At 64.3% G+C, this 24,451-nt stretch carries 15 protein-coding genes; 13 read left to right on the top strand and 2 right to left on the bottom strand.

Features of this window, described 5'->3' with window-relative positions; all coding sequences use genetic code 11:
• Window position 1: 1 nt before the first annotated feature.
• Window positions 2–4,684, bottom strand: coding sequence for a glutamate synthase-related protein (locus ACVCMJ_RS12425; protein WP_447081709.1), 4,683 nt, complete (start codon window positions 4,682–4,684; stop codon window positions 2–4).
• Here ACVCMJ_RS12425 and ACVCMJ_RS12430 point away from each other — a divergent pair.
• Complete coding sequence (locus tag ACVCMJ_RS12430) at window positions 4,683–4,901, top strand: hypothetical protein (RefSeq protein ID WP_447081710.1); 219 nt, start codon at window positions 4,683–4,685, stop codon at window positions 4,899–4,901. The genes ACVCMJ_RS12425 and ACVCMJ_RS12430 overlap by 2 nt on opposite strands.
• A 1,143-nt stretch (window positions 4,902–6,044) precedes the next feature.
• Window positions 6,045–6,722 (top strand): helix-turn-helix domain-containing protein, encoded by a 678-nt coding sequence (locus tag ACVCMJ_RS12435; protein WP_447081711.1) that lies wholly within the window; start codon window positions 6,045–6,047, stop codon window positions 6,720–6,722.
• Between the two features lie 117 nt (window positions 6,723–6,839).
• Here the strand turns inward: ACVCMJ_RS12435 and ACVCMJ_RS12440 are convergent, their stop codons facing one another.
• Entirely contained in the window at window positions 6,840–7,817 is a 978-nt protein-coding gene (locus ACVCMJ_RS12440; protein ID WP_447081712.1) for a hypothetical protein, read from the bottom strand.
• Between the two features lie 178 nt (window positions 7,818–7,995).
• On the opposite strand from ACVCMJ_RS12440, the gene ACVCMJ_RS12445 reads away from it, so the two are divergent.
• The 11 genes from ACVCMJ_RS12445 (at window position 7,996) to pseG (ending at window position 24,448) form a co-directional block, all read left to right on the top strand.
• Window positions 7,996–10,413, top strand: a complete 2,418-nt coding sequence (locus tag ACVCMJ_RS12445; RefSeq protein ID WP_447081713.1) for a 3-hydroxyacyl-CoA dehydrogenase/enoyl-CoA hydratase family protein — start codon at window positions 7,996–7,998, stop codon at window positions 10,411–10,413.
• 58 nt (window positions 10,414–10,471) lie between these two features.
• Complete coding sequence (locus tag ACVCMJ_RS12450) at window positions 10,472–11,668, top strand: acetyl-CoA C-acyltransferase (protein WP_447081714.1); 1,197 nt, start codon at window positions 10,472–10,474, stop codon at window positions 11,666–11,668.
• Window positions 11,669–11,814: 146 nt separating this feature from the next.
• Window positions 11,815–13,440, top strand: coding sequence for a glucose-6-phosphate isomerase (gene pgi, locus ACVCMJ_RS12455; RefSeq protein ID WP_447081715.1), 1,626 nt, complete (start codon window positions 11,815–11,817; stop codon window positions 13,438–13,440).
• Window positions 13,441–13,492: 52 nt separating this feature from the next.
• Entirely contained in the window at window positions 13,493–14,197 is a 705-nt protein-coding gene (nusG, locus tag ACVCMJ_RS12460) for a transcription termination/antitermination protein NusG (protein ID WP_447081716.1), read from the top strand.
• 257 nt (window positions 14,198–14,454) lie between these two features.
• The gene (locus ACVCMJ_RS12465) at window positions 14,455–16,548 is read left to right on the top strand and encodes an autotransporter outer membrane beta-barrel domain-containing protein (RefSeq protein ID WP_447081717.1); all 2,094 of its coding nucleotides are present in this window, start codon (window positions 14,455–14,457) and stop codon (window positions 16,546–16,548) included.
• Between the two features lie 65 nt (window positions 16,549–16,613).
• On the top strand, window positions 16,614–17,930 hold the full coding sequence (locus ACVCMJ_RS12470; protein WP_447081718.1) for an O-antigen ligase family protein: 1,317 nt from the start codon (window positions 16,614–16,616) through the stop codon (window positions 17,928–17,930).
• A gap of 106 nt (window positions 17,931–18,036) precedes the next feature.
• Window positions 18,037–18,378 carry a MarR family EPS-associated transcriptional regulator gene (locus tag ACVCMJ_RS12475; RefSeq protein WP_447081719.1) on the top strand — a complete coding sequence of 114 codons (342 nt, stop codon included), beginning with the start codon at window positions 18,037–18,039 and terminating at the stop codon, window positions 18,376–18,378.
• Window positions 18,375–20,186 carry an ABC transporter ATP-binding protein gene (locus tag ACVCMJ_RS12480; RefSeq protein ID WP_447081720.1) on the top strand — a complete coding sequence of 604 codons (1,812 nt, stop codon included), beginning with the start codon at window positions 18,375–18,377 and terminating at the stop codon, window positions 20,184–20,186. The genes ACVCMJ_RS12475 and ACVCMJ_RS12480 overlap by 4 nt, the downstream gene beginning before the upstream one ends.
• A gap of 47 nt (window positions 20,187–20,233) precedes the next feature.
• Window positions 20,234–21,232: a UDP-N-acetylglucosamine 4,6-dehydratase (inverting) gene (pseB, locus tag ACVCMJ_RS12485; RefSeq protein WP_447082588.1), complete on the top strand. Its 999-nt coding sequence runs from the start codon at window positions 20,234–20,236 to the stop codon at window positions 21,230–21,232.
• A gap of 6 nt (window positions 21,233–21,238) precedes the next feature.
• Window positions 21,239–22,396 carry a UDP-4-amino-4,6-dideoxy-N-acetyl-beta-L-altrosamine transaminase gene (gene pseC, locus ACVCMJ_RS12490; RefSeq protein ID WP_447081721.1) on the top strand — a complete coding sequence of 386 codons (1,158 nt, stop codon included), beginning with the start codon at window positions 21,239–21,241 and terminating at the stop codon, window positions 22,394–22,396.
• A gap of 933 nt (window positions 22,397–23,329) precedes the next feature.
• Window positions 23,330–24,448, top strand: coding sequence for a UDP-2,4-diacetamido-2,4,6-trideoxy-beta-L-altropyranose hydrolase (gene pseG, locus ACVCMJ_RS12495; RefSeq protein WP_447081722.1), 1,119 nt, complete (start codon window positions 23,330–23,332; stop codon window positions 24,446–24,448).
• Window positions 24,449–24,451 lie beyond the last annotated feature (3 nt).

Consider the following 24,451-nt stretch of genomic DNA (forward strand, 5'->3'; position numbering starts at 1 on the left):
TTCAGGCGGCCTTGGCCTGGGTGGCTTCCCAGAGCTGGCTCAGGACGCGGCGGTATTCGGTGGGGGTGACTTTGACGAACGCGCGGTAGGCCCGTTTCCAGTCTTCCAGGATTTCGCGGGCCCGGAAGCTCCCGGTATAGCGGAAGTGGTTCTCCACCAGGCGGCGCACGATGGTTTCATCGGTTTCGCGCTCGCCGTGGCGCACTAGGCTGTGCCAGTATTGGCGCTCGCCGGCCGCCGACTGCTCGTCGTCCGATTGCACGGGTTCCAGCGCCACCATTTCGGTGTTGCAGCGCCGGGCAAAGACATGCTCCGGGTCCCAGACGTAGGCCACGCCGCCCGACATGCCGGCGGCGAAGTTTCGCCCTGTCTCGCCCAGCACCACGACGGTGCCGCCCGTCATGTATTCGCAGCCATGATCGCCGGTGCCTTCGGTGACCGCTACCACGCCGGAATTGCGGACCGCGAAGCGCTCGCCCGCCACACCGTTGAAGTAGGCTTCCCCTTCCGTGGCTCCGTAGAGCACCGTGTTGCCGGCGATGATGTGATCCGGCCCGAAGCCGCGGAAGTCGTTGGGCGAGCGCAGGATGAGCCGCCCGCCCGACAGGCCCTTGCCCACGTAGTCGTTCGCCTCGCCCACCAGGTCCAGCGTGACGCCGTGCGCCAGGAACGCCCCGAAACTTTGTCCGGCCGCACCGTTGCACTGGATGTGGATGGTGTCGTCAGGCAGCCCTTCGTGACCGAAGCGGCGCGCCACTTCGCCCGACAGCATGGCGCCGATGGTGCGGTTCTTGTTGCGCACCGGTACGATGAAAGAGACCTTCTCGCCGCGCTCCAGGGCGGATTTGCTGCGTTCGATCAACTGGTGATCCATCGCATTGGCCAAGCCGTGATCCTGCAGGTCCGTGTTGTGCACAGGGTCTGTGGTCGGCACCTGGTAGAAGACGCGGCTGAAGTCCAGCCCGTGCGCCTTCCAGTGCTCGATCCCCTTGCGCATGTCCAGCAGATCGGCACGGCCGATCAGTTCGTCCACGGTGCGGATACCGAGTTGCGCCATGATCTCGCGCATTTCTTCGGCGACGAAGAAGAAGTAGTTCACGACGTATTCGGGCTTGCCGCTGAATTTCTTGCGCAGCACCGGATCCTGCGTGGCCACGCCGGTGGGGCAGGTGTTCAGGTGGCACTTGCGCATCATCACGCAGCCTTCGACGACCAGCGGCGCGGTGGCAAAGCCGAATTCGTCGGCACCCAGCATGGCGGCGATCGTGATGTCGCGCCCGGTCTTCATCTGGCCGTCGGCCTGCACGCGGATGCGGCTGCGCAGGCGGTTGAGCACCAGCGTCTGCTGGGTTTCGGCCAGGCCGATTTCCCACGGAATGCCGGCGTGCTTGATGGACGACAGGGGAGAAGCCCCCGTGCCGCCGTCGTGGCCGGCGATCACCACGTGGTCGGCCTTGGCCTTGGCCACGCCGGTCGCGACCGTGCCGACGCCGACTTCGGCCACCAGCTTCACCGAGATCGAGGCCTGGTCGTTGACGTTCTTCAGGTCGTGAATGAGCTGTGCCAGATCCTCGATCGAGTAGATGTCGTGGTGCGGCGGGGGCGAAATCAGGCCCACGCCCGGAACCGAATAGCGCAGTTGCGCGATGTAGTCCGTGACTTTGTGGCCCGGCAGTTGCCCGCCTTCGCCCGGCTTGGCGCCCTGTGCCATCTTGATCTGGATCTGGTCGGCGCTGCACAGATATTCGGCGGTGACGCCAAAGCGCGCCGAGGCGACCTGTTTGATCCGCGAGCGCAGCGAGTCGCCGGCTGCCAGCGGGATGTTCGCCACCACGCGGTCCTTGCCCAGCACGGAGGCGATAGTGTCGCCCTTGCGCACGGTGGGCTTGCCGCTGCGCATTTCGCTGCGGTAGCGCATGGGATCCTCGCCGCCTTCGCCCGTGTTCGATTTGCCGCCGATGCGGTTCATGGCCACGGCGAGCGTGGTGTGCGCCTCGGTGGAAATCGACCCCAGCGACATGGCGCCGGACGAAAACCGCTTCACGATTTCCTGGGCGGGTTCCACTTCCGAGAGCGGGATCGCCTTGGCAGGGTCGACCTTGAATTCGAACAGGCCGCGCAGCGTCATCAGGCGCTTGGACTGATCGTTGATGAGCTGGGCGTATTCCTTGAATGTCGAATAGTCGTTCGAGCGCGTCGAGTGCTGCAGCTTGGCGATGGAGTCCGGCGTCCACATGTGCTGTTCGCCGCGGATGCGGAAGGCGTAGTCGCCGCCTTCGTCCAGGCGCGTGGCCAATACCGGGTCGCCGCCGAATGCCGCGCGGTGCGTGCGCAGGGCCTCGTCGGCCACCTGGAAGATGCCGATGCCTTCGATGTTGCTGGGCGTGCCCGGGAAATACTTCTTCACCAGACTGCTGTGCAGGCCCACCGCCTCGAAGATCTGCGCCCCGGTGTAGGACATGTAGGTCGAGATGCCCATCTTGGACATGACCTTTTTCAGGCCCTTGCCGATTGCCTTGACGTAGTTGTGCGTGGCCTCGTGCGGGTTGGGGAATTGCGCCAGCGATTCCAGCGCAAGCCACGGGTGCACGGCTTCGGCGCCGTACCCGCCCAGCAGCGCAAAGTGGTGCGTTTCGCGCGCCGAGCCGGTTTCGACGATCAGGCCCGTGCGGGTGCGCAGCCCGGCGCGAATCAGATGCTGGTGGACGGCCGATGTGGCCAGCAGCGCCGGAATGGGCACACGATCGGCGTCCACCTTGCGGTCGCTCAGCAGCAGGATGTTGTAGCCGCTGCGAACGGCATCAGCCGCGCTCGCGCATAGCGAAGCCAGGCAGGCTTCGATGCCCTCCGCGCCCCACGCGACGGGGTAGGTGATGTCCAGTTCGAGGCAGCGGAACTTGTCGCTGCTCTGCTCGCTGATATGGCGCAGTTGGGCCATGTCATCCTGGTCCAGCACGGGCTGGTTGATCTCCAGGCGAAGCGGCGGGTTGACGTTGTTGATGTCCAGCAGGTTGGGCTTGGGGCCGATGAACGAGACCAGCGACATCACCAGTTGCTCGCGGATCGAGTCGATCGGCGGGTTGGTGACCTGGGCGAACATCTGGCGGAAATAGTTGTAGAACGGCTTCGGCCGGTCCGACAGCACCGTCAGAGGCGCGTCGTTGCCCATGGAGCCGATCGCTTCCTGGCCGTTCGTGGCCATGGGCTGCAGGATGAACTTGAAGTCTTCCTCGGTCCAGCCAAAGGCCTGCTGGGTGTCCAGCAGATTGGCGACGGACGGGAGTGGTTCCTCGGCCTTGAGCGGCGGCAGGTCGTCCAGCTTCAGGCGCAGGCGATCGATCCATTGCGGATACGGGTGAGCGTTGGCCAATTGCGACTTGATTTCCTCGTCTTCGATGATGCGGCCCTGCTGCAGGTCGATCAGCAGCATCTTGCCCGGCTGCATGCGCCACTTCTTCACGATGCGGTGCTCGGGAATCGGGAGCACGCCGGCCTCGGAGGCCAGCACCACGAGATTGTCGTCCGTGATCAGATAGCGCGCGGGGCGCAAGCCGTTGCGGTCCAGGATCGCGCCGATCTGCCGGCCGTCCGTGAAGGTGATCGCGGCCGGCCCGTCCCAGGGTTCCATGAGCGCGGCGTGGTATTCATAGAAGGCGCGGCGCGACTGATCCATGTCCGCATGCTGTTCCCAGGCCTCGGGCAGCATGATCATCATGGCGTGCGGCAGCGAATAGCCCGACATCACCAGCAGTTCCAGACAGTTGTCGAACGTCGCCGTGTCGGATTGCCCCTCGTAGACGATAGGGTAGAGCTTGGCCAGGTCCTCGCCCAGCACCGCCGAGCGCATTTCGCCCTCGCGCGCGCGCAGCCAATTGAAGTTGCCCTTCACCGTGTTGATTTCGCCGTTGTGCGCGATCATGCGGTAGGGGTGGGCCAGTGGCCAGGCGGGGAAAGTATTGGTGGAGAACCGCTGGTGCACCATGGCCAGGGCGGTCACGGCCCGCGTGTCGGTGAGATCGCGGTAGTACTGGCCCACCTGACCGGACAGCAGCAGACCCTTGTAGACGACCGTGCGCACCGAGATAGAGGGCACGAAATATTCCTGGCCGTGCGTCAGATTCAGGCGCTGAATGGCGTGGCTCGCGGTCTTGCGGATGACGTAGAGTTTGCGCTCCAGCGCATCGGGCACCATGATATCCGGCCCGCGGCCCACGAAGAGCTGGCGGATGACCGGCTCACAGGCGCGCACGGTGGGCGACATTTCCATCTCGTGATCGATCGGCACGTCGCGCCAGCCCAGCACCACCTGGCCCTCGTCGCGCACGGCGCGTTCCAGTTCCCGTTCACAGGCCAGCCGCGAGGCTGTTTCCTTGGGCAGGAAGACCATGGCCACGCCGTAATCGTCAGGGGGCGGCAGGGTCACTCCCTGTGCCGCCATTTCTTCACGATAGAGCTGGTCCGGAATCTGAATCAGGATGCCCGCGCCGTCGCCCATCAGTTCGTCGGCACCCACCGCGCCCCGGTGGTTCAGGTTTTCCAGGATCTTCAGCCCTTGCTGGATGATGGTGTGGCTCTTGTGCCCCTCGATGTGGGCCACGAAACCCACCCCGCAGGCGTCGTGTTCGAATTCGGGGTGATAGAGGCCTTGCGTGCTGGACGCAATGCGGGTCGCGGAGTCAATCATGACGACACTCGAAGAAAGGTTGGTAAGGGCAGTGGCCGACGCGGTCACCAGCCTGGGCCTGAAATTGGGGCACGACGGGCCGCTGCATGAGGATCATGGCTCCTCTTATGAGGCTGGCCGGAGGCGGTTCGTTGCGATCACGCCTGTTGACCCCGCGTCATGCTGCGGCGCATCGTGGGAAGTAAAAGTTACGCCCGCCGCAGACGGCTGGCAATAGGGTTTTTGTTGATGCGTCCCCTTTTTTTTGGTTAGCTGAATTTGTTATATGAAATTGGGGACATATGTACTGCGTTGTTGTGCATGGGTGTGATTGGTGTTTTATGGGGTTTTGCAGAAGCGCTGGACGTGCTGGTATTCCCTGATGTCGGTAGCTGTTTTGCGTCTTTTTGGCATCGGCGCTGTGGCGGCTGACCGCGCAGGCCGTTTATCGTGGCCGGGACACTTGGTCCGGCTGACCGCCCTTCCGAGGGCGGCCTCGTGGGAAACCCGGCGCGCACCTGCAAAAGCGGTACACCTTCGCGAAAGAGGTACGCGTCATGAAAGTGAAAGCCGTACGCGCTCGTGAATGCCGCATGTCACGGCTCCATGCGAAGGCCGAGCATGCTCACGGGAGCGGCAGACGCCCCGCGCGTCGTGTGATGAAAGCGCCCTGATTCTGTTGGCCTTCCGGCCTCGGCCCAGTATTCTCGCCGTGTAGTGGTCGGGATCGGGACCGGGTCGGGATCGGGATCGGGCTCGGGACTGGGTCGGGATCCGGACTGGGTCGGGTCGGGACCGCGCGGCTGCAGTTGCCGCTCCGGACGGACTCAAACCGGGTGGGCCGGAAGCTATAGGCGGAATCGGATGCGATGCCGGGGCTGAGGATACCGCGATGGTGCGGCGCAACCAGCAGGAAAAAGCCGGCGAGCGGAGCGGCAGGAACCTCTCCCTGGAGGGGGAGACCCCTGTCCCGGAAAAGTTCGCAAAACCAATCTTCCGTGATGGATTATGTGCATAAACCAATGTTTGCGATCGTGTTTGCAGGAAGGGAGAACGAGGGGCCCGCTCAGGGGCCGACCGAAAAATATTCGGCGACTGGGCGCCCTCTCGGAGGCGACCAGAGAGATTCGGCACCAAGCGTTCGACTTCGTAGCCCGATTTCCCTCGCTTCGAACCTGATGCTCCAATTTTTGGAACGCCCTTCCGGCTCGCGGGCGCGGATCCCCGCAGCGGTCCTGGCGGATGTTCCGGGCTTGCCGGGATGAGGCAACGCGTCGGAGTAGTGGTCAACGCCCCTCCGGGTGCCGCATAAAAATAGATCGCAGAAGCGATCACAGAAGACGACTTAAACGGCTTAGCGAACTTTTATGATGGGTTTTGTATGCGGGAAAAAAGGGACCCTCCTGACGTGGATGTTGAGGAGACCGCGGCCCAAAAGGCGGACCGGCGGGCCAGTTACGCTCGGGCGGAATACGTCAAGACCAGGCTCTGGGTGGCGAAGCGAGTGGCCGAGGAGCGCGAGAGGTGGCTTTTGGACCATCCCGTCCTGCCTCGCATGACGCAGGAGCAGCGGTCCAAAAGGGCCAAAGATCAGAGAGCGGCCTTCGCGCGGATCGATCGCATTTTCCAGGACCTGCTGGATTCGGCGGACCGCGGCGTTGTCGATGATCTGCGGGAATGCGGACGATTACCGGCCGAGCTGCAGCCAGACTATGTGCCGAAGATCAGGCTCGATTTCTGGGGACGCTGTATTCGAACGCAGCGTGTGAACCAGCGCCTGAAGGCCAAGGACTTCTGTCGGGACCTCGGCGTGTCCGAGGCGACGTTGCGGCGTGTCGAAAAGGGCGATCCCATGGTTTCGGTGATCAGTTACATGAGGGCGATGGGCCGCCTGGGCATACTGACGCGATTGGTCCCCGAGCCGCCCGAAGATCTGTGGCGGGTAGAGGACGAATGGTTGCGCTACTGTTATCGTTCGCGTCGTTCGCGTCGTTCGCGTCGTCCGCGTGATGTCCCGTATTGCAAGGTGCGCCGGGTCCGGGATTCTTCGCCGGATTGACCCGCGCCACCGCGGGTGGCTGCCATGCTCGACCGCCGCTTTGGCGCGCGGTTCTTGCGGTTCTCACCGCCCTCACCGCGCCCACCGCGCCCACCGCGTCCACCGCGTCCACCGCGCTCACTGTTCTTGCTGTTCTTTCTGCCCGGGCTGTCCCGACCGTCGGCGCTTATCGCCCTTCCGGGGGCGGCCGCGCGGAGCCGGTGTCACGCGCCGGGACGCCAGCCGGCCCAAGTGCGCCAGGAAGATTTTTTCTCCCAGCGCCCACTGCCCGTGGAGCGCCGCCTCGATCTGGGCGCGATGCGTCTCGGCGATCCCCGCCGTCAGCCGCTGGCGCCAGGCCGCCTGGCGGGAAAAGGGCGTATCCCCGACGTGCCAATAGTCCGCGTGATCCGTCATCACGGGGCTGCCGCCGGGCGGACCGGCGTGGGTCGGTTTCCCGCCGGCCGATCCGCCGGCCCATCCGTCGGCCAACCCGCGGGCTTCATGGACGCCGGGTCCCGCGCCGCCCGCCAGCCCCGAGTGTTCCGCCGCCGACGACCATGGCCACTGTGTCGCGTGGCCGACGTAGCCGTTCACCACCGCCAGCGTCTCCACCCAAAGCATGGCCGGCAGGACCCAGCGCCCGGGTTCCAGCAGCGCGTTGTGGTAGCGGCCGTTGTAGACGCGTGCCCGCAGCATGCCCGATCCCAGTCGCCGGCCCATCGCCTGCATGATGTCGGACAGGATCCGTGCGTTTCCGGGTGTCGCGAGCAGTGTGATGGCATCCGGCAGGATGGCCCATGCGTGCAGCGCCAGCAGCGGCGCAGCCCCCGAAGCTCCCGAAGCTCCCGAAGCTCCCGAAACCCCCGAAACCCCCGAAACCCCCGAAACCCCCGAAACCCCCGAAACCCCCGAAACCCCCGAAACCCCCGAAACCCCCGAAACCCCCGAAGCTGCGTTGGCGGACGCAGGCTGCGTGGCCTCGGCAAGCCAGTCCCGGATGCGGTCCAGCGAGGCGGCCGGCGCGGGCTCGTCCGGCAAGGCCAGCGGCCGCGCGAAGCGGGCCTGGACCAATTGCGGGATGCGCGGGGCGTAAAGTCGGGGTAATCGGGCCATAATGAAGCTTGATCGGGCGATGCAGGGCCATCGACCAACGAAGGACCATCGGCCGACGCAGGGCCATCGGCCGACGAAGGACCATCGGCCAACGAAGGACCATCGGCCTATTATAGGAAGTGACAGTGGCGCCGCTGGCGTCTCCGGCCAGGGACATTCCAGACGAGGGACTTTCATCATGCCAACCAGTCAGTCCGCTACTCCCTTCATCCGCCGTGTCGCGGTGTGTGGTGCAGGGGTCATGGGCGCGCAGATCGCCGCCCATTGCATCAACGCCGGCGTGCCCGTGGTGCTGTTCGACTTGCCGAAAGACGGCGACGACCGCCACGCCATCGTGCATCGGGCGCTGGATCAGCTGAAGAAACTCAACCCGGCCCCGTTGGGGCTTCCCGATCTGGCCGATTCCATCGTGCCGGCCAACTATGACGACGACCTGGAGCTGCTCGCCGATTGCGATCTGGTGATCGAGGCCATTGCCGAGCGGCTGGACTGGAAGCGCGATCTGTATCACCGCATCGCGGGCGCCCTGAATCCGGAAGCCATTGTGGCGAGCAATACCTCCGGGCTGTCCATCACCGCCTTGTCCGAGGCGCTGCCGGAAGCCTTGCGTCATCGCTTCTGCGGCGTGCATTTCTTCAATCCGCCGCGCTATATGACGCTGGTGGAACTCATCCCCACGGCCGCTACCCAGCCGCAACTGCTGGACCAACTGGAAACGTTCCTGACCATGAGGCTTGGAAAGGGCGTCGTGCGTGCCAAGGACACGCCGAACTTCATCGGCAACCGCATCGGCGTCTTTGGCATCCTGTCCGTCTTTCATCACACCGAGGCCTTCGGTCTGCCGTACGAACTGGTGGACGACCTGACCGGCACCCGGCTGGGGCGGGCGAAATCGGGCACCTACCGTACCGCCGACGTCGTCGGGCTCGACACGCTGGAGCACGTCATCCGGACCATGCAGGAGCAGCTTCCGGGTGATCCGTTCCGCGCGCATTTTGCGACCCCCCCGATGCTCGCTGCACTGATCGCCAAAGGCGCCCTGGGCCAGAAGACCGGGGCGGGTTTCTTCCGCAAGGTCGGCAAGACCATTCTGCGCCTGGACCCCCAGAAGGCGGATTACGTGCCGGCGACCGAGAAGGCGGCCGACGAGGTCAAGGCCATCCTGAAGGAGCCGGATCCCCGAAAGCGCCTGAAGGCGCTGCATGATTCGGCCCATCCTCAGGCCCGGTTCCTCTGGGCCGTGCTGCGCGACACCTTCCATTACAGCGCCGTGCATCTGGCGCACATCGCCGACAGCGCGCGCGAGCTGGATCAGGCCATGAAGTGGGGGTTTGGCCACCAGCAGGGACCATTCGAAATCTGGCAATCCGCCGGCTGGCAGCTTGTCGCCCATTGGATCGCGGACGACATCGCCGCCGGCAAAACGCTGTCGGACGCGCTTTTGCCGGCCTGGGTCACCAGTGGCCCGGTGTGGGACAAGCGCGCGGTACATACGCCGCAAGGCTCTTTCAGCCCCTCGCAGGATCGCTACCTGCCGCGCAGCACGCTGCCGGTCTATCAGCGACAGATCGGCGGGCCGCGCCTGGCGGGCGAAGGCCTCTCCGTCGTTCCCCGCGTGGTGTTCGAGAACGCGGGCCTGCTGTGCTGGACCTTGCCGGCGCCGCATCCCCAGGACGTACTGATCGCGTCCTTCAAGACCAAGATGAATACGCTGGGCCCGGACGTGGTGCATGGCCTGGACCACGCCGTCACCGTGGCCGAGCGGCAGTACCGCGCCCTGGTGGTGGGCCAGCTCGAGGACCCGTTTTCAGCGGGGGCGGATCTGAAGGCCATGCTTCCCGCCTTCATGGCGGGCGGCCCCAAGGCCGTGGCGGCCATGCAGCGGGAAATGCAAGCCGTCATGCTGCGCCTGCGCTATGCCCAGGTGCCGGTGGTGGCGGCCCTCGCCGGCCTGGCCCTGGGTGGCGGTTGCGAGCTCGCCGTGCATTGCGCCCGGCGCGTCGCTCACTTCGAGACCTATATCGGGCTGGTCGAAGCCGGCATCGGGCTGGTGCCGGGCGCGGGCGGCCTGACGTGGAGCGCGCGCCGCGCGGCCGAAATCCAGGCGCAATCCGCGCCGGAGGCGCCGCTGCTGGCGTATGCCAAGCGCTTCGCGTTCAACATCGCCACCGCGCGCGTGTCGAAATCCGCCCTTGACGCCCGCGACATGGGCTATTTGCGTGATTCCGACCCCATCGTCATGAACCGGTCCGAACTGCTCTACGTCGCCGTGCGCGAAGCGGCCAGCCTGGCCGACCAGGGCTGGCATCCGCCGCTGGCGCCCCGGTTCCCAGTGGCCGGGCGCGACGCCATCGCCACCCTGAAGGCGCAACTCGTCAACATGCGGGTGGGCGGCTACATCAGCGACTACGACTTCCAGGTGGCGGAACAGGTCTTCACGGTGCTGTGCGGCGGGGATGTGGATCCTGGCAGCCTGGTGGACGAGGCGTGGATGCACGCCCTGGAGCGGGGTGCCTTCCTGTCGCTGCTGGCCAATGCCAAGACCCAGGAGCGGATCGAGAGCGTGCTGAAGGCCGGCAAGCCCGTCCGCAACTGAAACGCGGACGCGCGCATCCAGGACCAGGAGATTCGCTTCCAGCATCAGGAGATTCAAGATGACCGAATTGCAGCAAGCCTATATCGTCGCCGCGAAGCGCACGCCCATCGGCAAGGCGCCGCGCGGCATGTACGCTCACACCCGTCCCGACGATCTGCTGGCCCGCACCATTCGCGGGGTGCTCGCGCAGGCTCCGGGCCTGGATCCGTCCGCCATCGAAGATGCGATCGTGGGGTGCGCCATGCCCGAAGGGCCACAGGGCCTGAACGTGGGACGCGTCGGCGTGCTGCTCGCCGGCTTGCCGCCGTCCGTGGCCGGTTGCACCATCAACCGCTTCTGCGCCTCCGGCCTGACGGCGATCTCGATTGCGGCGGACCGCATCCGCGTGGGCGAGGCCGACGTCCTGCTCGCTTGCGGCACGGAATCCATGAGCATGGTGCCCATCATGGGCGTGAACACGTCCTTCAGCCCGGACATCTATCTGAAGGACGAAAACATCGGCATCGCCTACGGCATGGGCGCGACTGCGGAACAGGTGGCCCAGCGCTGGAAGGTCTCGCGCGAGGACCAGGACGCCTTCGCCCTGCGCTCGCACCAGCGAGCGCTCGCCGCGCAGAAGGCCGGTGAATTCACCGACGAAATGCTGCCGGTGGACATCGTGCGCCGCGTCCCGGACCTGGGGACGGGTGAAATCCGCGAGACGCATCGTACCGTGACGCTGGACGAGGGGCCGCGCCCCGATACCAGCCTGGAGGCCCTGGCGCGCCTGCGGCCGGTGTTCGCCGCGCACGGCAGCGTCACGGCCGGCAACAGCTCGCAGACTTCGGATGGCGCCGGCGCGTTGCTGGTGGTGTCCGAGCGGGCACTGAAGACGCATGGCCTCACGCCGCTGGCCCGCTTCGTGTCCTTTGCCGTGCGCGGCGTGCCGCCCGACATCATGGGCATAGGCCCCAAGGAAGCCATCCCGGCCGTGCTGAGCAAGGCAGGACTGAAGCTGGACCAGATGGGCTGGATCGAATTGAACGAAGCCTTCGCCGCGCAGTCCCTGGCCGTGATCCGCGATCTGGGGCTGAACGAGGAGGTCGTCAATCCCATGGGGGGCGCCATTGCGCTGGGGCACCCCCTAGGCGCCACCGGCGCGATCCGGTCGGCGACCACCATCCACGCCCTGCGCCGGCATCAGCTGCAATACGGCATGGTCACCATGTGCGTGGGGACGGGCATGGGCGTGGCGGGGATTTTCGAGCGCTGCTAGCGGCCCGGAACGCTGCCCGCTCTTCGGCCTTGTTTCTGAAGTGGCGGGAAAGGAGCCTTGCCGTGGTCTATGATGCCGTGCGGATTTCGCGGACGGCCTCGGCTGTCGATATACTGCCGTGAGATTCCCTCATTGCGTCGTTCACTGTGACCTTTCCCGCCCTCGTCGATCTCCCTGAATGGAAGCGCTTCGTGCTGGCGGCGCAGACCTGCGCGCCGCGCGCGGATGGCCTGGACCTGATCGACGCGCCGGGCCTTACCCTGGATGCCAGCGGCCAGCGGCATTCGGCCGGGCTGCTGGCTGCGGGCGAGGCGTTGCTGGGCGCGCGCCAGTTCGCGGAGCAGCGTGCGCGGCTCTTTGCGGGCGAGCCCGTCAATACCACCGAGCACCGGGCCGCCTGGCACACCGCCTTGCGCGCGATGCGGGGCCCTCAGGCGGTGGTGGCCGAGCGCGAGCGCATGGACCGGTTCGTGCGCAAGGCCGACGCCGAGCGCCGCTGGCGCCATATCGTCCACATCGGCATCGGCGGCTCGGACTGGGGGGTGCGCCTGGCCGTCTCGGCCTTTGGCTACGCCGGCACCTGGCGCGAGGTGCGTTTCGTCGCCAACATCGACGGCCATGCGATCGAGGGCGGGCTGTCCGGCCTGAACCCGCACGAAACGCTGGTGGTGCTGGTCTCGAAATCGTTCACGACCGCCGAGACGCTGCAGAACGGCGCCCGCGCCCGCGAGTGGCTTCAGTCAGCCGGCCTGGATCCGGCGGCGCACATGGTGGCGGTCACCGCCGAGCCGGAGCGGGCGCGGGCCTGGGGCGTCCCCGAAGAGCAGATCTTCCGCATCTGGGACTGGGTGGGCGGCCGGTTTTCCGTGTGGTCGGCCGTGAGCCTGACCACCGCGCTGTCCGTGGGGGCGGACGTCCTCGCCGGGCTGCGCATGGGCGCAGCCGCCATGGACGAGCACTTCGTTCAGGCGCCGCTATCGGCCAATGCGCCGGTGCGCATGGCGCTGGCCGGCATCGTCAACCGCAGCGTGCTGGGTCACGGTTCGTTGAATATCGCCCCGTATGATTCGCGGCTGGCGAATCTGGTGCCGTACGTGCAGCAGCTCGACATGGAGTCCCTGGGGAAATCCGTGGACCTGAGCGGGCGCCCCGTCGGGGTGCCGACCGGGCCGGCCGTCTGGGGCATGCCGGGCACCGATGCGCAGCACACATTCTTCCAGTGGATGCACCAGGGCAGCGACGGCGCTCCGGTCGATTTCGTCGTCTGCCGCCAGGCTGATCATCATTGGCCGACGCATCATCGGCAGCTTCTGGCCAACTGCCTGGCCCAGCGCGAGGCGCTCATGCGCGGCAAGACGCTGGAACAGGCGCGCGCGGAATGCGTCGCGGAGGGGCTGGATGCCGCCCAAGCCGATGCGCTGGCCGCCCACCGCGTGCACCCCGGGGGCCGGGCCAACCACCTCATCGTGCTCCCGCGCCTGTCGCCTTATTCCCTGGGGGCCCTGCTGGCGCTCTACGAGCACCGCGTCTTCACACAGGCGTTGATCTGGGGGATCGATCCCTTCGACCAATGGGGAGTGGAATACGGCAAGGTGCTCGCGCGCGGCATCATCGGCGAGCTGCAGGGCGGGGCAGTGGATGCTGCTCCTAATGCGCCTGGCGACGCGCCGCGAGGGGGGCAGATGGCGCCGCAGCATGGCTCTGGAACCGGCGCGGCTCCCCCGATTCACGACGTTTCTACCCGCCACTGGATCGACGAACTGAAAGGTTAGGGATCGCGCGCCAGGCCCTTACAATGAAAGTCCAGTGTCCTGGCTTCTCTCCATGACTTCCACAGATTCGTCGGGTCATCAGACTCACGTGCCGTCGGCAACGGCGGCCTCAGCGGCCCCAGCGACAGCCCCGGCGGCGGCACCAGCGGGGCCACCAGCGGCGCCCGCCGCCTGGTACGTCGTCTACACCAAACCTCGCCAGGAGCGCGTCGCGCTGGAGCAGCTCGAGCACCAGGATTTCGAAGTCTACCTGCCGCTGTTCCGGATGTTGAGGAAGCCGGGGCGGCAGACGACAGCCAGCTCGGCGACGTCCATGTCCGCTGCGACTGCCGCGAATCGGGAGCCGTCGGGAGGCGTCCCAGGCTCTGCCGGAGCGGCGGCGGGCATCGCCGTCGTCCACGAGCCCATGTTCCCCCGGTACCTGTTCCTGCGCCCCACGCGCGCCACGCAATCGCTGTCCGTGGTGCGATCCACCGTCGGGGTGAGCCGGCTGGTCATGTTCGGCCAGCAGCCAGCCACGTTGGCCGACGAGGCGATCCGCTCGATCCACCGGGCCGAATCACTGCGCGAGACCGCGTCGCTGGACCGCATCAGCCCGTACCAGCCCGGCATGGCCGTGCGCCTGCTGGACCCGGCGCTGGGCGGGCTGCAGGCGCTCGTGCAATCCGTGTCCAAGGACCGTGTCACGCTGCTCTTGGAAATCCTCGGCCGGCCGCAATCCGTGCAGGTGGAATTCGGGCGGATCGCGCCGCTGTAGGGGCCGGCATACTGGGGCGCCGATGCGATGTGCCCGCATTGCGGTGTGGCCGAACTGCCCCAGGATCTCGCCGTCCGCCGGTTCGGTGCCGGCGGGGCACCTTTCTGAGAAGGCAGCACTTTAACCCACTTTCTCAGGCGCGTGGCCGACGATCAGCGCACGATCGTGACATCATTTGCACGAATTGCGCTCCGTGTCTTCCCGTATGGTTCATTTTGTCACAACCAGTGACGTCTACAGACCAAACAGGAGACAACATGAAATTGATGCATGCTGCACTCGCTTGTTTTTGTGTAGGGCTGCCCCCGCCCAGCGGGGCGACGATGATGGAAACGCAGGCGCTGCGGGAGTCTTCCCCGGCGCCTTTTCTTTTGGATGGGTCCGAAACCCTGTTGCGCGGTGAGCAAGTCGTCATCGATGAAAACCGCCATGTGGCAGGCCCCGTCATCCTGGCGGACCATAGTGCGCTCGATGTGGCCGCGGGACACACGCTCACTCTGAGCGGATCCATAGACAGTGATGTCGTCGGTCCGGTCGATCCCTTTGATCCCGGCGCGACTCGTTCGCTGTTCAAGCTGGGAGGCGGCCACCTGGCCCTGCATGCAGACAGTGAACGGGTGGGCGGCACGCTGTTGCTGCGCGGCAGCCTGGGCGTCAACAGCCACGGCGCGCTGGGCGCCGACGCGAACACGCTGACCATGGTGGCCGGCACCCGGCTGGAGCTGGCGGACGGTGTGCGGCTCGCGCAGTCGCTGCGAGTCCGCCGTGATGATCCCGTAGAGCTGCTGAACGACGCCTGGACGCTCACGGCGGCGCCGGACGGTGGGCCCGTCGTCTGGCATGTCGCGGCCGGCGAGGCAACGCTGGCGGGCCATGTCGATGCGACCGCGCCCATCGTGAAGGATGGTGCGGGGACCCTGCGGCTCACGGAATTCAGCCAGAGCGCGAGCGGCGACCCGCTGATGGTGCGGGGTGGCGGCCTGCGCGTGGACGGCCTGTGGCTGCGCGGCCCCATCCATACCGAGCCGAACACCGTGTTGTCCGGACAGGGCTACATCCACGAGGCACGGGTCGCCGGTCGTTTGCAGCCGGGTAGCCCCGATGCGGTGGGGACGCTGTTCTTCGATCAAGGTCTGGCCCTGACCCCGACGGCGCAGACCCGGATCCGGATCGATGCCGCCGGCAGCTCCGACGCGCTGCAGACCTGGGGCACCATGCGGCTGGACGGGGCGTTGCGCGTCGAACCCACGCCCGGTGCCTGGACCCCGCAGACCCGCTGGGTCATCGCACAGGCCGAGGGCGGGCTTGAACCTTCTGGGAGCGGCTTTGCCAGCGCCGCCAGCACGCTCCGTTACCTGGATCCTGTGCTGACGTACGAGCCCACCCGCGTGTTGCTCGGACTGCAGTTCAACCCGCTCGGTCTCAATACCGTCGATGGCGCCTGGCGCAGCGCCTTGATCGAAGATAGCCGGTTTCCCCGCGAATCGGCGCTGGCGCATGCCGCCAGCGGCCGCGCTTGGGCGCAGACCTGGGCGGTGAATGCCGAGCGTCCGGCGGTGGATGGATTGCCGCGCGACGACCGGGACATCGCCGGGTTGCAGATCGGGATCAGCCGCCCGATCGGTCCGTCGTCTGGCTGGTTCCTGTCCGCCTTTGCCGGCATTCAGACCACTGATCTTTCGAGCCAATACGATCCGTCAGCCGCCCGCTACAGCCTCGGAGATACCGCCACCCACATCGGCCTGGGCTCCAGCCATGCGTGGCGCGGCCTGCGCCTGACGGCCGGTGCCGCGCATGGCTGGCATCATGCACGGCTGACCCGGCAGGCCGATCCCTTTGAGGCGGATCTGCGCAGCCGTGCCCACGCGCAGTTGACCCAGACGTGGGTCGATCTGCGTCCGGATCGGCCGCTGCCCGTGCAGGACTGGGGAATCACGCCTTACGCGCGTCTGGCCTGGCTGCGGCTGCATCGTCCCGGTGTGCAGGAATCGGGGAGTCTCGCAGTCGTTTCGCTCGCCTCCCAGACCGATCAGCGCTGGGTCAGTCATCTGGGGGTACGGTTCCAGCGCCAATGGCCGACCACGCACGGACCGGCCGTCCTGGCCGTGGATGCGGGGATGCAAAGCCACTGGGGAGGCCGCAGCCTGCATAGCCCGCAGATCTACCATGCCGATCCCGATCGGCGGTTCGATGCGGCCGGCCACCCGCTGACCCGCCATACCTTGCGGTTGGACATCGGCGTCCGGGCGCCCATCACCCGGCATGCCCAGGCCAGGCTCGCCTATACAGGCCAATACGGCACCCAACAGCGCCAGCATGGTGTGTGGGTGGGCGTGAGCGTGGCGATCTGATTTCGGCGTGCGGGCATGCCCATTCACCGGTTACAATTCCGCCTTCTCAGTTTGCTGCCCGTTCCATGCCCGCCGCTCCCGCTTCACCGCCTGCATGGCTGTCCATCTGGATGTCCGCCAGCGCGGCACTGTTCTATCTGCTGATGCTGACCGTGTTCTCCGGTTATTCCGTGGGGGCGGCCTTGCTGTTTGTGGGCGGGCTGGCGGTGTGGATCGCGGACCATCGTGCGCCGCGCGGAGCGGCCACCGACGTGACAGCCCCCTGGTCCCGCGAAGATCGCGCGCTGTGCTGGCTGCTGCTCGCCGTCTTCGTCGTCAATGCCGCAGCCGTCATCTGGCATGGAGACGAAAGCAAATATCTGGACCAGGGCAGCCGTTATCTGCTGGCCATTCCCATCGTCTATGGCCTGCGTCGCGTGTCGTTGCGCCTGAGCTGGATTGTGGCGTCGCTGGTTCCCGGGACGATCGGAGCGGCGGCCATCGCCTGGTGGCAGATCAATTATCAGGAATTCAATCGTGCCAGCGGTTTCGTCACCAGCGCCATCCCCTTCAGCGACATTGCGCTCACCATGGGATTCTGGTGCCTGATGGCGGCCGCCTGGGCGGCCATTCGCGGGCGTAAGGCCTGGGCGGTCGTGTTCCTGCTGTCGGGATTGGCGGGCGGGTACGCCGTGATTGCGTCGGCGACACGGGGCAGCCTGCTCGCGATCCCTTTCCTGGCCGTGCTGGCGGCCATCGCGCTGCTGCGCCGGCGCCATTTGGGGCCGTTGCTCACGGGCGGCGCCGTCGTTCTGGTCGGGCTGTCGATTGTCCTCGTCATGATGCCGGCCGGCAAATTTGCCGATGGCCGCTACATCGGGGCGTTCACTGAGTGGCAGGAGTACAGCGGCCAGGGAGAGGTCGCCAACAACACCGTCGGTCCCAGGCTGGAGGCGTGGAAGGCCGCGTTCATGAGCATTCCGCAGCGGCCGTTCCTGGGCTGGGGACACCCGGCGTACGACGCCCATCTGCGCGATCTGATCGCGGCGGGGCGTGTGGATCCGTTCGTGGCTACGCTGTCCAACACGCACAATAATTTCATCGAGATCTGGCTGCATCAGGGCACGCTGGGGCTGGTGGCGATCGTCGCGCTGCTGGCGGCGAGCTTCTGGTTCTTTGCGCGCCGCCTGCGATCGCCCGATCTTCGAGTCCGTGTTCTAGCCTGTTGCGGGGCGGCCCTGCCGGCGTCGTTCGTGACCTACGCGCTGACCCAGGTCATCCTTGGCCGCAACAACGGCGTGATGTTCTTCCTGGTGTCGCTGGCCGTGCTGTGGGCGGCGATGCGGATCGCCGAGGTTGTGATTACTCCCGGAACAGGCGCGCCTAAGCCAGAACCGATCTGATTGCATTCGAGACGCCCAGCCCAACTTATCTCCCTGTAGTATCATGACGTTCAATCAATGAACGCCCTTACTGCGCTTGCTGACCGTGTCACAGCACGGCGGTAGCGTGCCCGAATTGTCCGAAGCCTTGCACGAAGAAAGCCACCTGAAAGTCCTGCGCCTGCTGGAGTCCGATCCCAGCCTGAGCCAGCGCGAGCTGTCGCAGGCGCTGGGCGTGAGTCTGGGCAAGACGAATTACTGCATCCGCGCCTTGCTGGACAAGGGGCTGATCAAGATGCAGAACTTCAGGAACAGCGACAATAAGCTGGCCTATGCGTACCTGCTGACGCCCGCCGGGATCACGGCCAAGGCAGATCTCGCGCGACGCTTTCTGGTGAAGAAGCAGGAGGAATACGAAATGCTGCGCCAGGAAATCGAGCGCTTGCAGAAAGAGGTGCAGGAGTCGTGATTCGCTCCAAATTCGCAGGCAGAGGCGGCCAGCCGGTCGCCTCCCCGAGTCTGATGTATCTGGCGACAGGCTTCTGGTCGCACCTGGCCCGCCGCCGGAAGCGGCAGTTCTCGGCGCTGATGGCGCTGATGGTGTTGGCCTCGTTCGCCGAGATCCTGAGCCTGGGGGCGGTGCTGCCGTTTCTGGGCGTGCTGACCCAACCAGATCGCGTCTTTCGCCATCCCGGCCTGCAGGCGGCACTGGGGTGGATGGGGATTACCAGCCCAGCCCAGCTCCTGCTGCCGGTCACCGTCACCTTCATCGTCGCGGCGCTGCTGGCGGGCGCCATGCGGCTGTTGCTGCTCTATGCCAGCACCAAGTTGTCATTCGCCGTGGGTGCGGATTTCAGCTTCCAGATCTACCGTCGGACCCTGTATCAGCCCTATGCGGTGCATGTGTCGCGCAACAGCAGTGAGGTAATCAGCGGGGTCACCAGCAAGGTTTCGGCGGTGATTAACTATTTCCTGACCCCCGTGCTGACGCTTTTCGGGAGCGCCGTCATGCTGGTGGCGATCCTGGGAGTGTTGCTGGCGGTTGATCCCAGGATGTCGCTGGCGGCGTTTCTGGGGTTCGGCCTCATTTATGGCGCAGTGATCCTGATGACCCGCAAGCGGCTGGCCCTGTACAGCCAGAAAATGTCATCCGAATCCACAAAAGTCGTAAAAGTTCTACAGGAAGGCTTGGGAGGCATCCGGGACGTGCTCATCGATGGTACTCAGGAAACATACTGTCAGCAGTACCGCCAAGCAGATATTCCGCTGCGGCATGCACAGGCCGGCAGTTCCTTCATCGGAGGCTCGCCACGCTTCGCCGCCGAGGCGCTGGGCATGGCATTGATCGCCATCCTGGCGTATGCGATTTCCCAGCAAGACGGTGGCGTGGCCAAAGCGATCACGCTACTGGGTGTGCTGGCCATGGGCGCGCAGCGCCTGCTGCCTGTGCTCCAGCAGGGGTACCTGTCCTTCGTACAGTTGAAGTCCGGTCGGCATTCACTGAACGACGCACTGGTATTGTTGGCACAGCCTATAGACCTCAGTGTCTACGGCAGCACGCACAGGCCGCTGCCTTTTCGCCAGTCGATCGAACTGCGCAACCTGGGCTTTCACTATGCGCCTCAGGCGCCGCAGGTATTGCACGACCTGAACCTGATCATCCCACGCGGTAGCCGCGTAGGTTTCATCGGCGCTACTGGAAGCGGCAAAAGTACGCTGCTTGATCTGGTCATGGGGTTGCTCACGCCCACCGACGGGCAGATCCTCGTGGATGGCGTGCTGCTGGAGCCCGCGACACAGCGCGCCTGGCAGCACCGCCTCGCCCATGTCCCCCAGTCCATCTATCTGGCCGACGCCAGCATTGCCGAAAACATCGCCTTCGGCCTGCCGCCCGACCGCATCGATACCGATCGGGTGGAGCAGGCGGCACGGCAGGCACAGATTGCGGATTACGTGGAGTCGCTGCCGCAGCAATACAGCGCGCACGTGGGTGAACGCGGTGTGCGGCTATCGGGGGGTCAGCGCCAGCGCATCGGCATTGCGCGCGCGCTCTACAAACGTGCCGAGGTCATCATCTTTGATGAGGCGACCAGCGCGCTGGATAACGCGACGGAGCGCGCCGTCATGGACGCCATCGATGGCCTGGGTGCCAATTTGACTGTCCTGATGATCGCGCACCGGTTGACGACGCTGCAGCGCTGCGACCAGATCATTGAGCTGCAGCATGGCCGAATCCATCGAATCGGCTCTTACTCGCAGATCGTGGCGGCCGCCTAATGAACCCCCACCGAGCGCTCCAACATGAAAACTCAAGACTCTTGAATATGCTAGACAATCAATCCATATTGATTACCGGCGGTACTGGCTCCTTTGGCCATACCTTCGTACCCATGACGCTGACGCGCTACAACCCCAAGCGCCTCATCATCCTCTCGCGTGACGAAATGAAGCAATGGGAGATGGCTAAGCTCTACGGTGATGACCCCAGAGTGCGGTTTTTTATTGGCGACGTGCGCGACAAGGATCGCCTGTATCGGGCTCTTGACGGTGTCGATTACGTGGTGCATGCGGCCGCGACCAAGATCGTGCCGACCGCGGAATATAACCCATTCGAATGCGTAAAGACCAACATCATGGGCGCCATGAATCTGGTGGATGCCTGTATAGACCACGGAGTTAAGCGGGTTGTAGCCTTGTCCACGGATAAGGCTAGCAGCCCCGTCAACCTGTACGGCGCGACCAAACTTGCGTCGGATAAGCTATTCGTGGCAGGTAATTCCTATTCAGGCGCTCATGGCACACGGTTTGCTGTAGTGCGCTATGGGAATGTCATGGGTTCGCGAGGCTCGGTCATCCCGTTCTTCATGTCGATCAAGGATCGTGGCGAATTGCCCATCACAGACGAACGCATGACGCGCTTCATGATCTCGCTGGAGCAGGGCGTCGAGCTGGTCTGGCATGCCTTCCTCGACATGGTGGGTGGCGAGATCTACGTGAAGAAGATTCCGTCGATGAAGGTGGTGGATCTGGCGCGGGTCGTCGCCCCGCAGGCCCGGCACAAGATCATTGGCATCCGGCCCGGTGAAAAGCTGCACGAGCAGATGATCGGTGCTGAGGATTCCTTCCATACCTACGAGTATCCCGAACACTACAAGATTCTGCCGGCTATCAACGGGTGGTCGAATTCCCCCGAGCGCATCAAGGACGGCAAGAAGGTGCCAGAGGGCTTCATCTACGCCAGCGACACCAACCCCGAGTGGATGCTGCCCGAGGCGCTGCAGGCCTGGATGGCGGCGAACGCGGCCAAGATCGGCCGGATCTGAACCATCATGATTCCCTACGGTCATCAGGATATTACCCAGGCGGACGTGGATGCCGTGCTGGCGGTGCTGAAGTCGGATTTTCTGACTCAGGGACCCCAGGTACCGGCGTTCGAGCAGGCCGTTGCCGCAAAGGTGGGTGCCCGCCATGCCGTGGCGGTCAACAGCGCGACCTCTGCCTTGCACATCGCCTGCCTGGCGTTGGAACTTGGGCCGGGTGATTGGCTGTGGACGACGCCCATCACGTTCGTGGCTTCCGCCAATTGCGCTCTATATTGCGGTGCAAAGGTCGATTTCGTGGACATCGATCCGCGCACCTACAACCTGGACCCGGCGGCGCTGGCTGCAAAGCTGGAACAGGCGGAGCGCGAAGGGCGGCTACCCAAGATCGTCGTCCCGGTCCACCTGTGCGGGCAGCCCTGCGACATGGTGGCTATCCATCAGCTCGCCCAGCGCTACGGCTTCAAGGTGATCGAAGATGCCTCACACGCCATCGGAGGAAAGTATCGGGGTGAATACATCGGCAACTGCCGCTATAGCGACATTACGGTTTTCAGCTTCCATCCGGTGAAGATCATCACCACCGCCGAAGGCGGGATGGCGGTCACGAATGACGCGGCCCTGGCCGAGCGGATGTCGCTATATCGCAGCCATGGCGTGACGCGCGATCCTGCGCTCATGAGCCATGCGCCGGATGGACCATGGTATTACCAGCAGGTGGCGTTGGGTTTTAATTACCGGATGACAGAATTGCAGGGCGCCTTGGGTTTGAGCCAGTTGTCGCGTCTGGACGAGTACGTGGCCCGGCGCCACGCGATTGCCACGCGCTACGATGCACGGATGGCCGATCTTCCTGTGATTACTCCGTGGCAACACCCGGACGGCTATTCGGGGCTGCATCTATATGTGATCCGCCTATGCCTGAACAGGATCGGGGCGACCCGCCGGCAGGTCTTCGAAGCGCTGAGGGAACGGGGGGTTGGAGTGAACGTTCACTACATTCCGGTGCCTACTCAGCCTTATTACCAAGCGATGGGATTCGCGTCTGGAAATTTCCCGCAGGCAGAGCGGTATTATGTAGAGGTCATCAGCTTGCCCATGTATGTGGGACTGACGGAGGAGATGCAAGATCAGGTGGTTGGAGCGTTGATTACCACTCTGGCATAAGGCTGGTTCGTCGGGCCGTCTGTGAGCACCTTCTATCCTCGAAATCGTTGAACAGAAGGCGATGAAAAAACAGCCAAGATGCCCCCCGGGGCGGGTGATTTTGGCTGTGAATATATATTGCGCAACACGCGGCCTCAGTCGCGGGATTCCAGCGTTGGCTTCTTTTTTCGAGCACTGAGAAACGCAGGCGGGATAGATGCTGCATTGTGTTCGGCGCGACCACTGGCATGAACGGGCGTGTGCTTCAAGTTTTATACCAAAATCAAAAATCCATAGGGTAGAGTCAATATGGATGCCGCCAATCATCTGGCGGCAGTGGTTAGGAGGCCATGAGCGCCTGGTCGAGCGAGGCAGCAAAGGTCTTCGGTTTCGATTAGATCATCGTATCGACGGATATCACGAGATCGCTCGACTGCCCGTCTGTGCGGTGCATTGATTCCGTTCATGCGACCGACGAATCTGGCTGAGGATCATACCGGCGCTGTTCTCATGATTGCCCAGGGGATCAGGGAGATGCAAAGCTGCGGAGGTCTGCTACTGCTTTGCTGGTATATGCAACTGCGCCGTGCAGCGTGCAGGCGTTTGTAAGGGCCAGGATATGCAGATCAATAGTGGTGCAGATCTTTCCTTTTCAGGTACGATTTCCCATTTCCCATCCAGCGCGCACTTCGTATTGTCGGTGATTGTAGGATAGAGATGTTCCCCCTAAAATTGTTTGATGTTCGCCCTCAATGCCCAGAAGTTGCATGGCATGACGCTGGCTGGTTCTATTGGGGCCTTGCCCGAGCTTGGCTGTTGAGGCAGTCTATCTTCTCAGCGCGCTCGGCTCTAGTGACACCGCCACGCTATCGAGTCCAGAACATCGATACACTAGAAGCCTGGGTTCCGCTAGAGTGGATTTTAAAGGCACGACAGTTGGCGGGGGCTTGATTCTTGGAAGTCGCTTTTCGTGCGGATGCCTCTCTGCAAATTGGCACGGGCCACGTCATTCGTTGCCTTACACTGGCGGACGCTTTGCGTGAACGGGGAGCAAATTGTCGATTCGTCTGCCGGGCGCATGATGGCCATCTAGCTCGGACGATTGAGGCGCGAGGCTATGCCGTAAGTTTGCTATCGCCAGTGCATGGACTGGACTCTGTTGGTCGGCAAGAGCATCATACGGTCCGCCATGAGCGATGGCTGGGTGCCGACTGGCAGACAGATGCTGCGCAGACGATCGCGGCGCTGGCCGGCTCGGCGCCCCACGATTGGCTGATCGTCGATCACTACGCGTTGGATGAGCGATGGGAGGGACTATTGCGGTCGACGTCGCGGCGGTTAATGGTCATCGATGATTTGGCGGATAGGGTGCACAATTGCGACGTGCTACTCGACCAAAATCTGGGGCGGCAGGAGTCGGATTATCTTCGTTTTTTGCCGCAGGCGTGCACGAAATTGATCGGACCGATGTATGCACTGCTGCGGCCAGAGTTCGCGCGGTGCCGGGTCGAGAGCCTATCCCGACGCCTAGTGCCAGAATTGAAGCGCGTATTGGTCAGTTTGGGCGGCATAGATGAGAACAATGTGACTGGCAGAGTGTTGCGGGCACTACGTAGTAGTGACCTCCCTGCTGATTGTCGCTTGACTATAGTGATGGGACCGAAGGCGCCTTGGTTGGATGCGGTACGCAGGCAGGCAGCCGCGCTGCCGTGGTCGGCCGAAGTGTTGGTGGATGTGTCAGATATGGCGCGTTTGATGACCGATAGCGATCTGTCGATAGGGGCAGGAGGCGGCACCACTTGGGAGCGCTGCTGCTTGGGATTGCCAACGGTGATGATTGTCTTGGCAGAGAACCAGCGAGCGGCCGCGTTGGCGATGCAGGACGCTCATGCGGCGATCTGCTTGGACTGCTCCAAAGGTTTCGTTAAACGTTTGCTCAGGTGTCTCCGTGAGGCTAGGATGTCCACAGTCCAGTTGACTTCAAACTCTTCGGGGATAGTGGATGGAATCGGTACGAAGAGAGTTACCGGCTGGATGACAGGTCATTACTGCGGTAGAAACATCGCTGATTAAGGA

The sequence above is a fragment of the Castellaniella sp. UC4447_H14 genome (genome assembly GCF_052978285.1).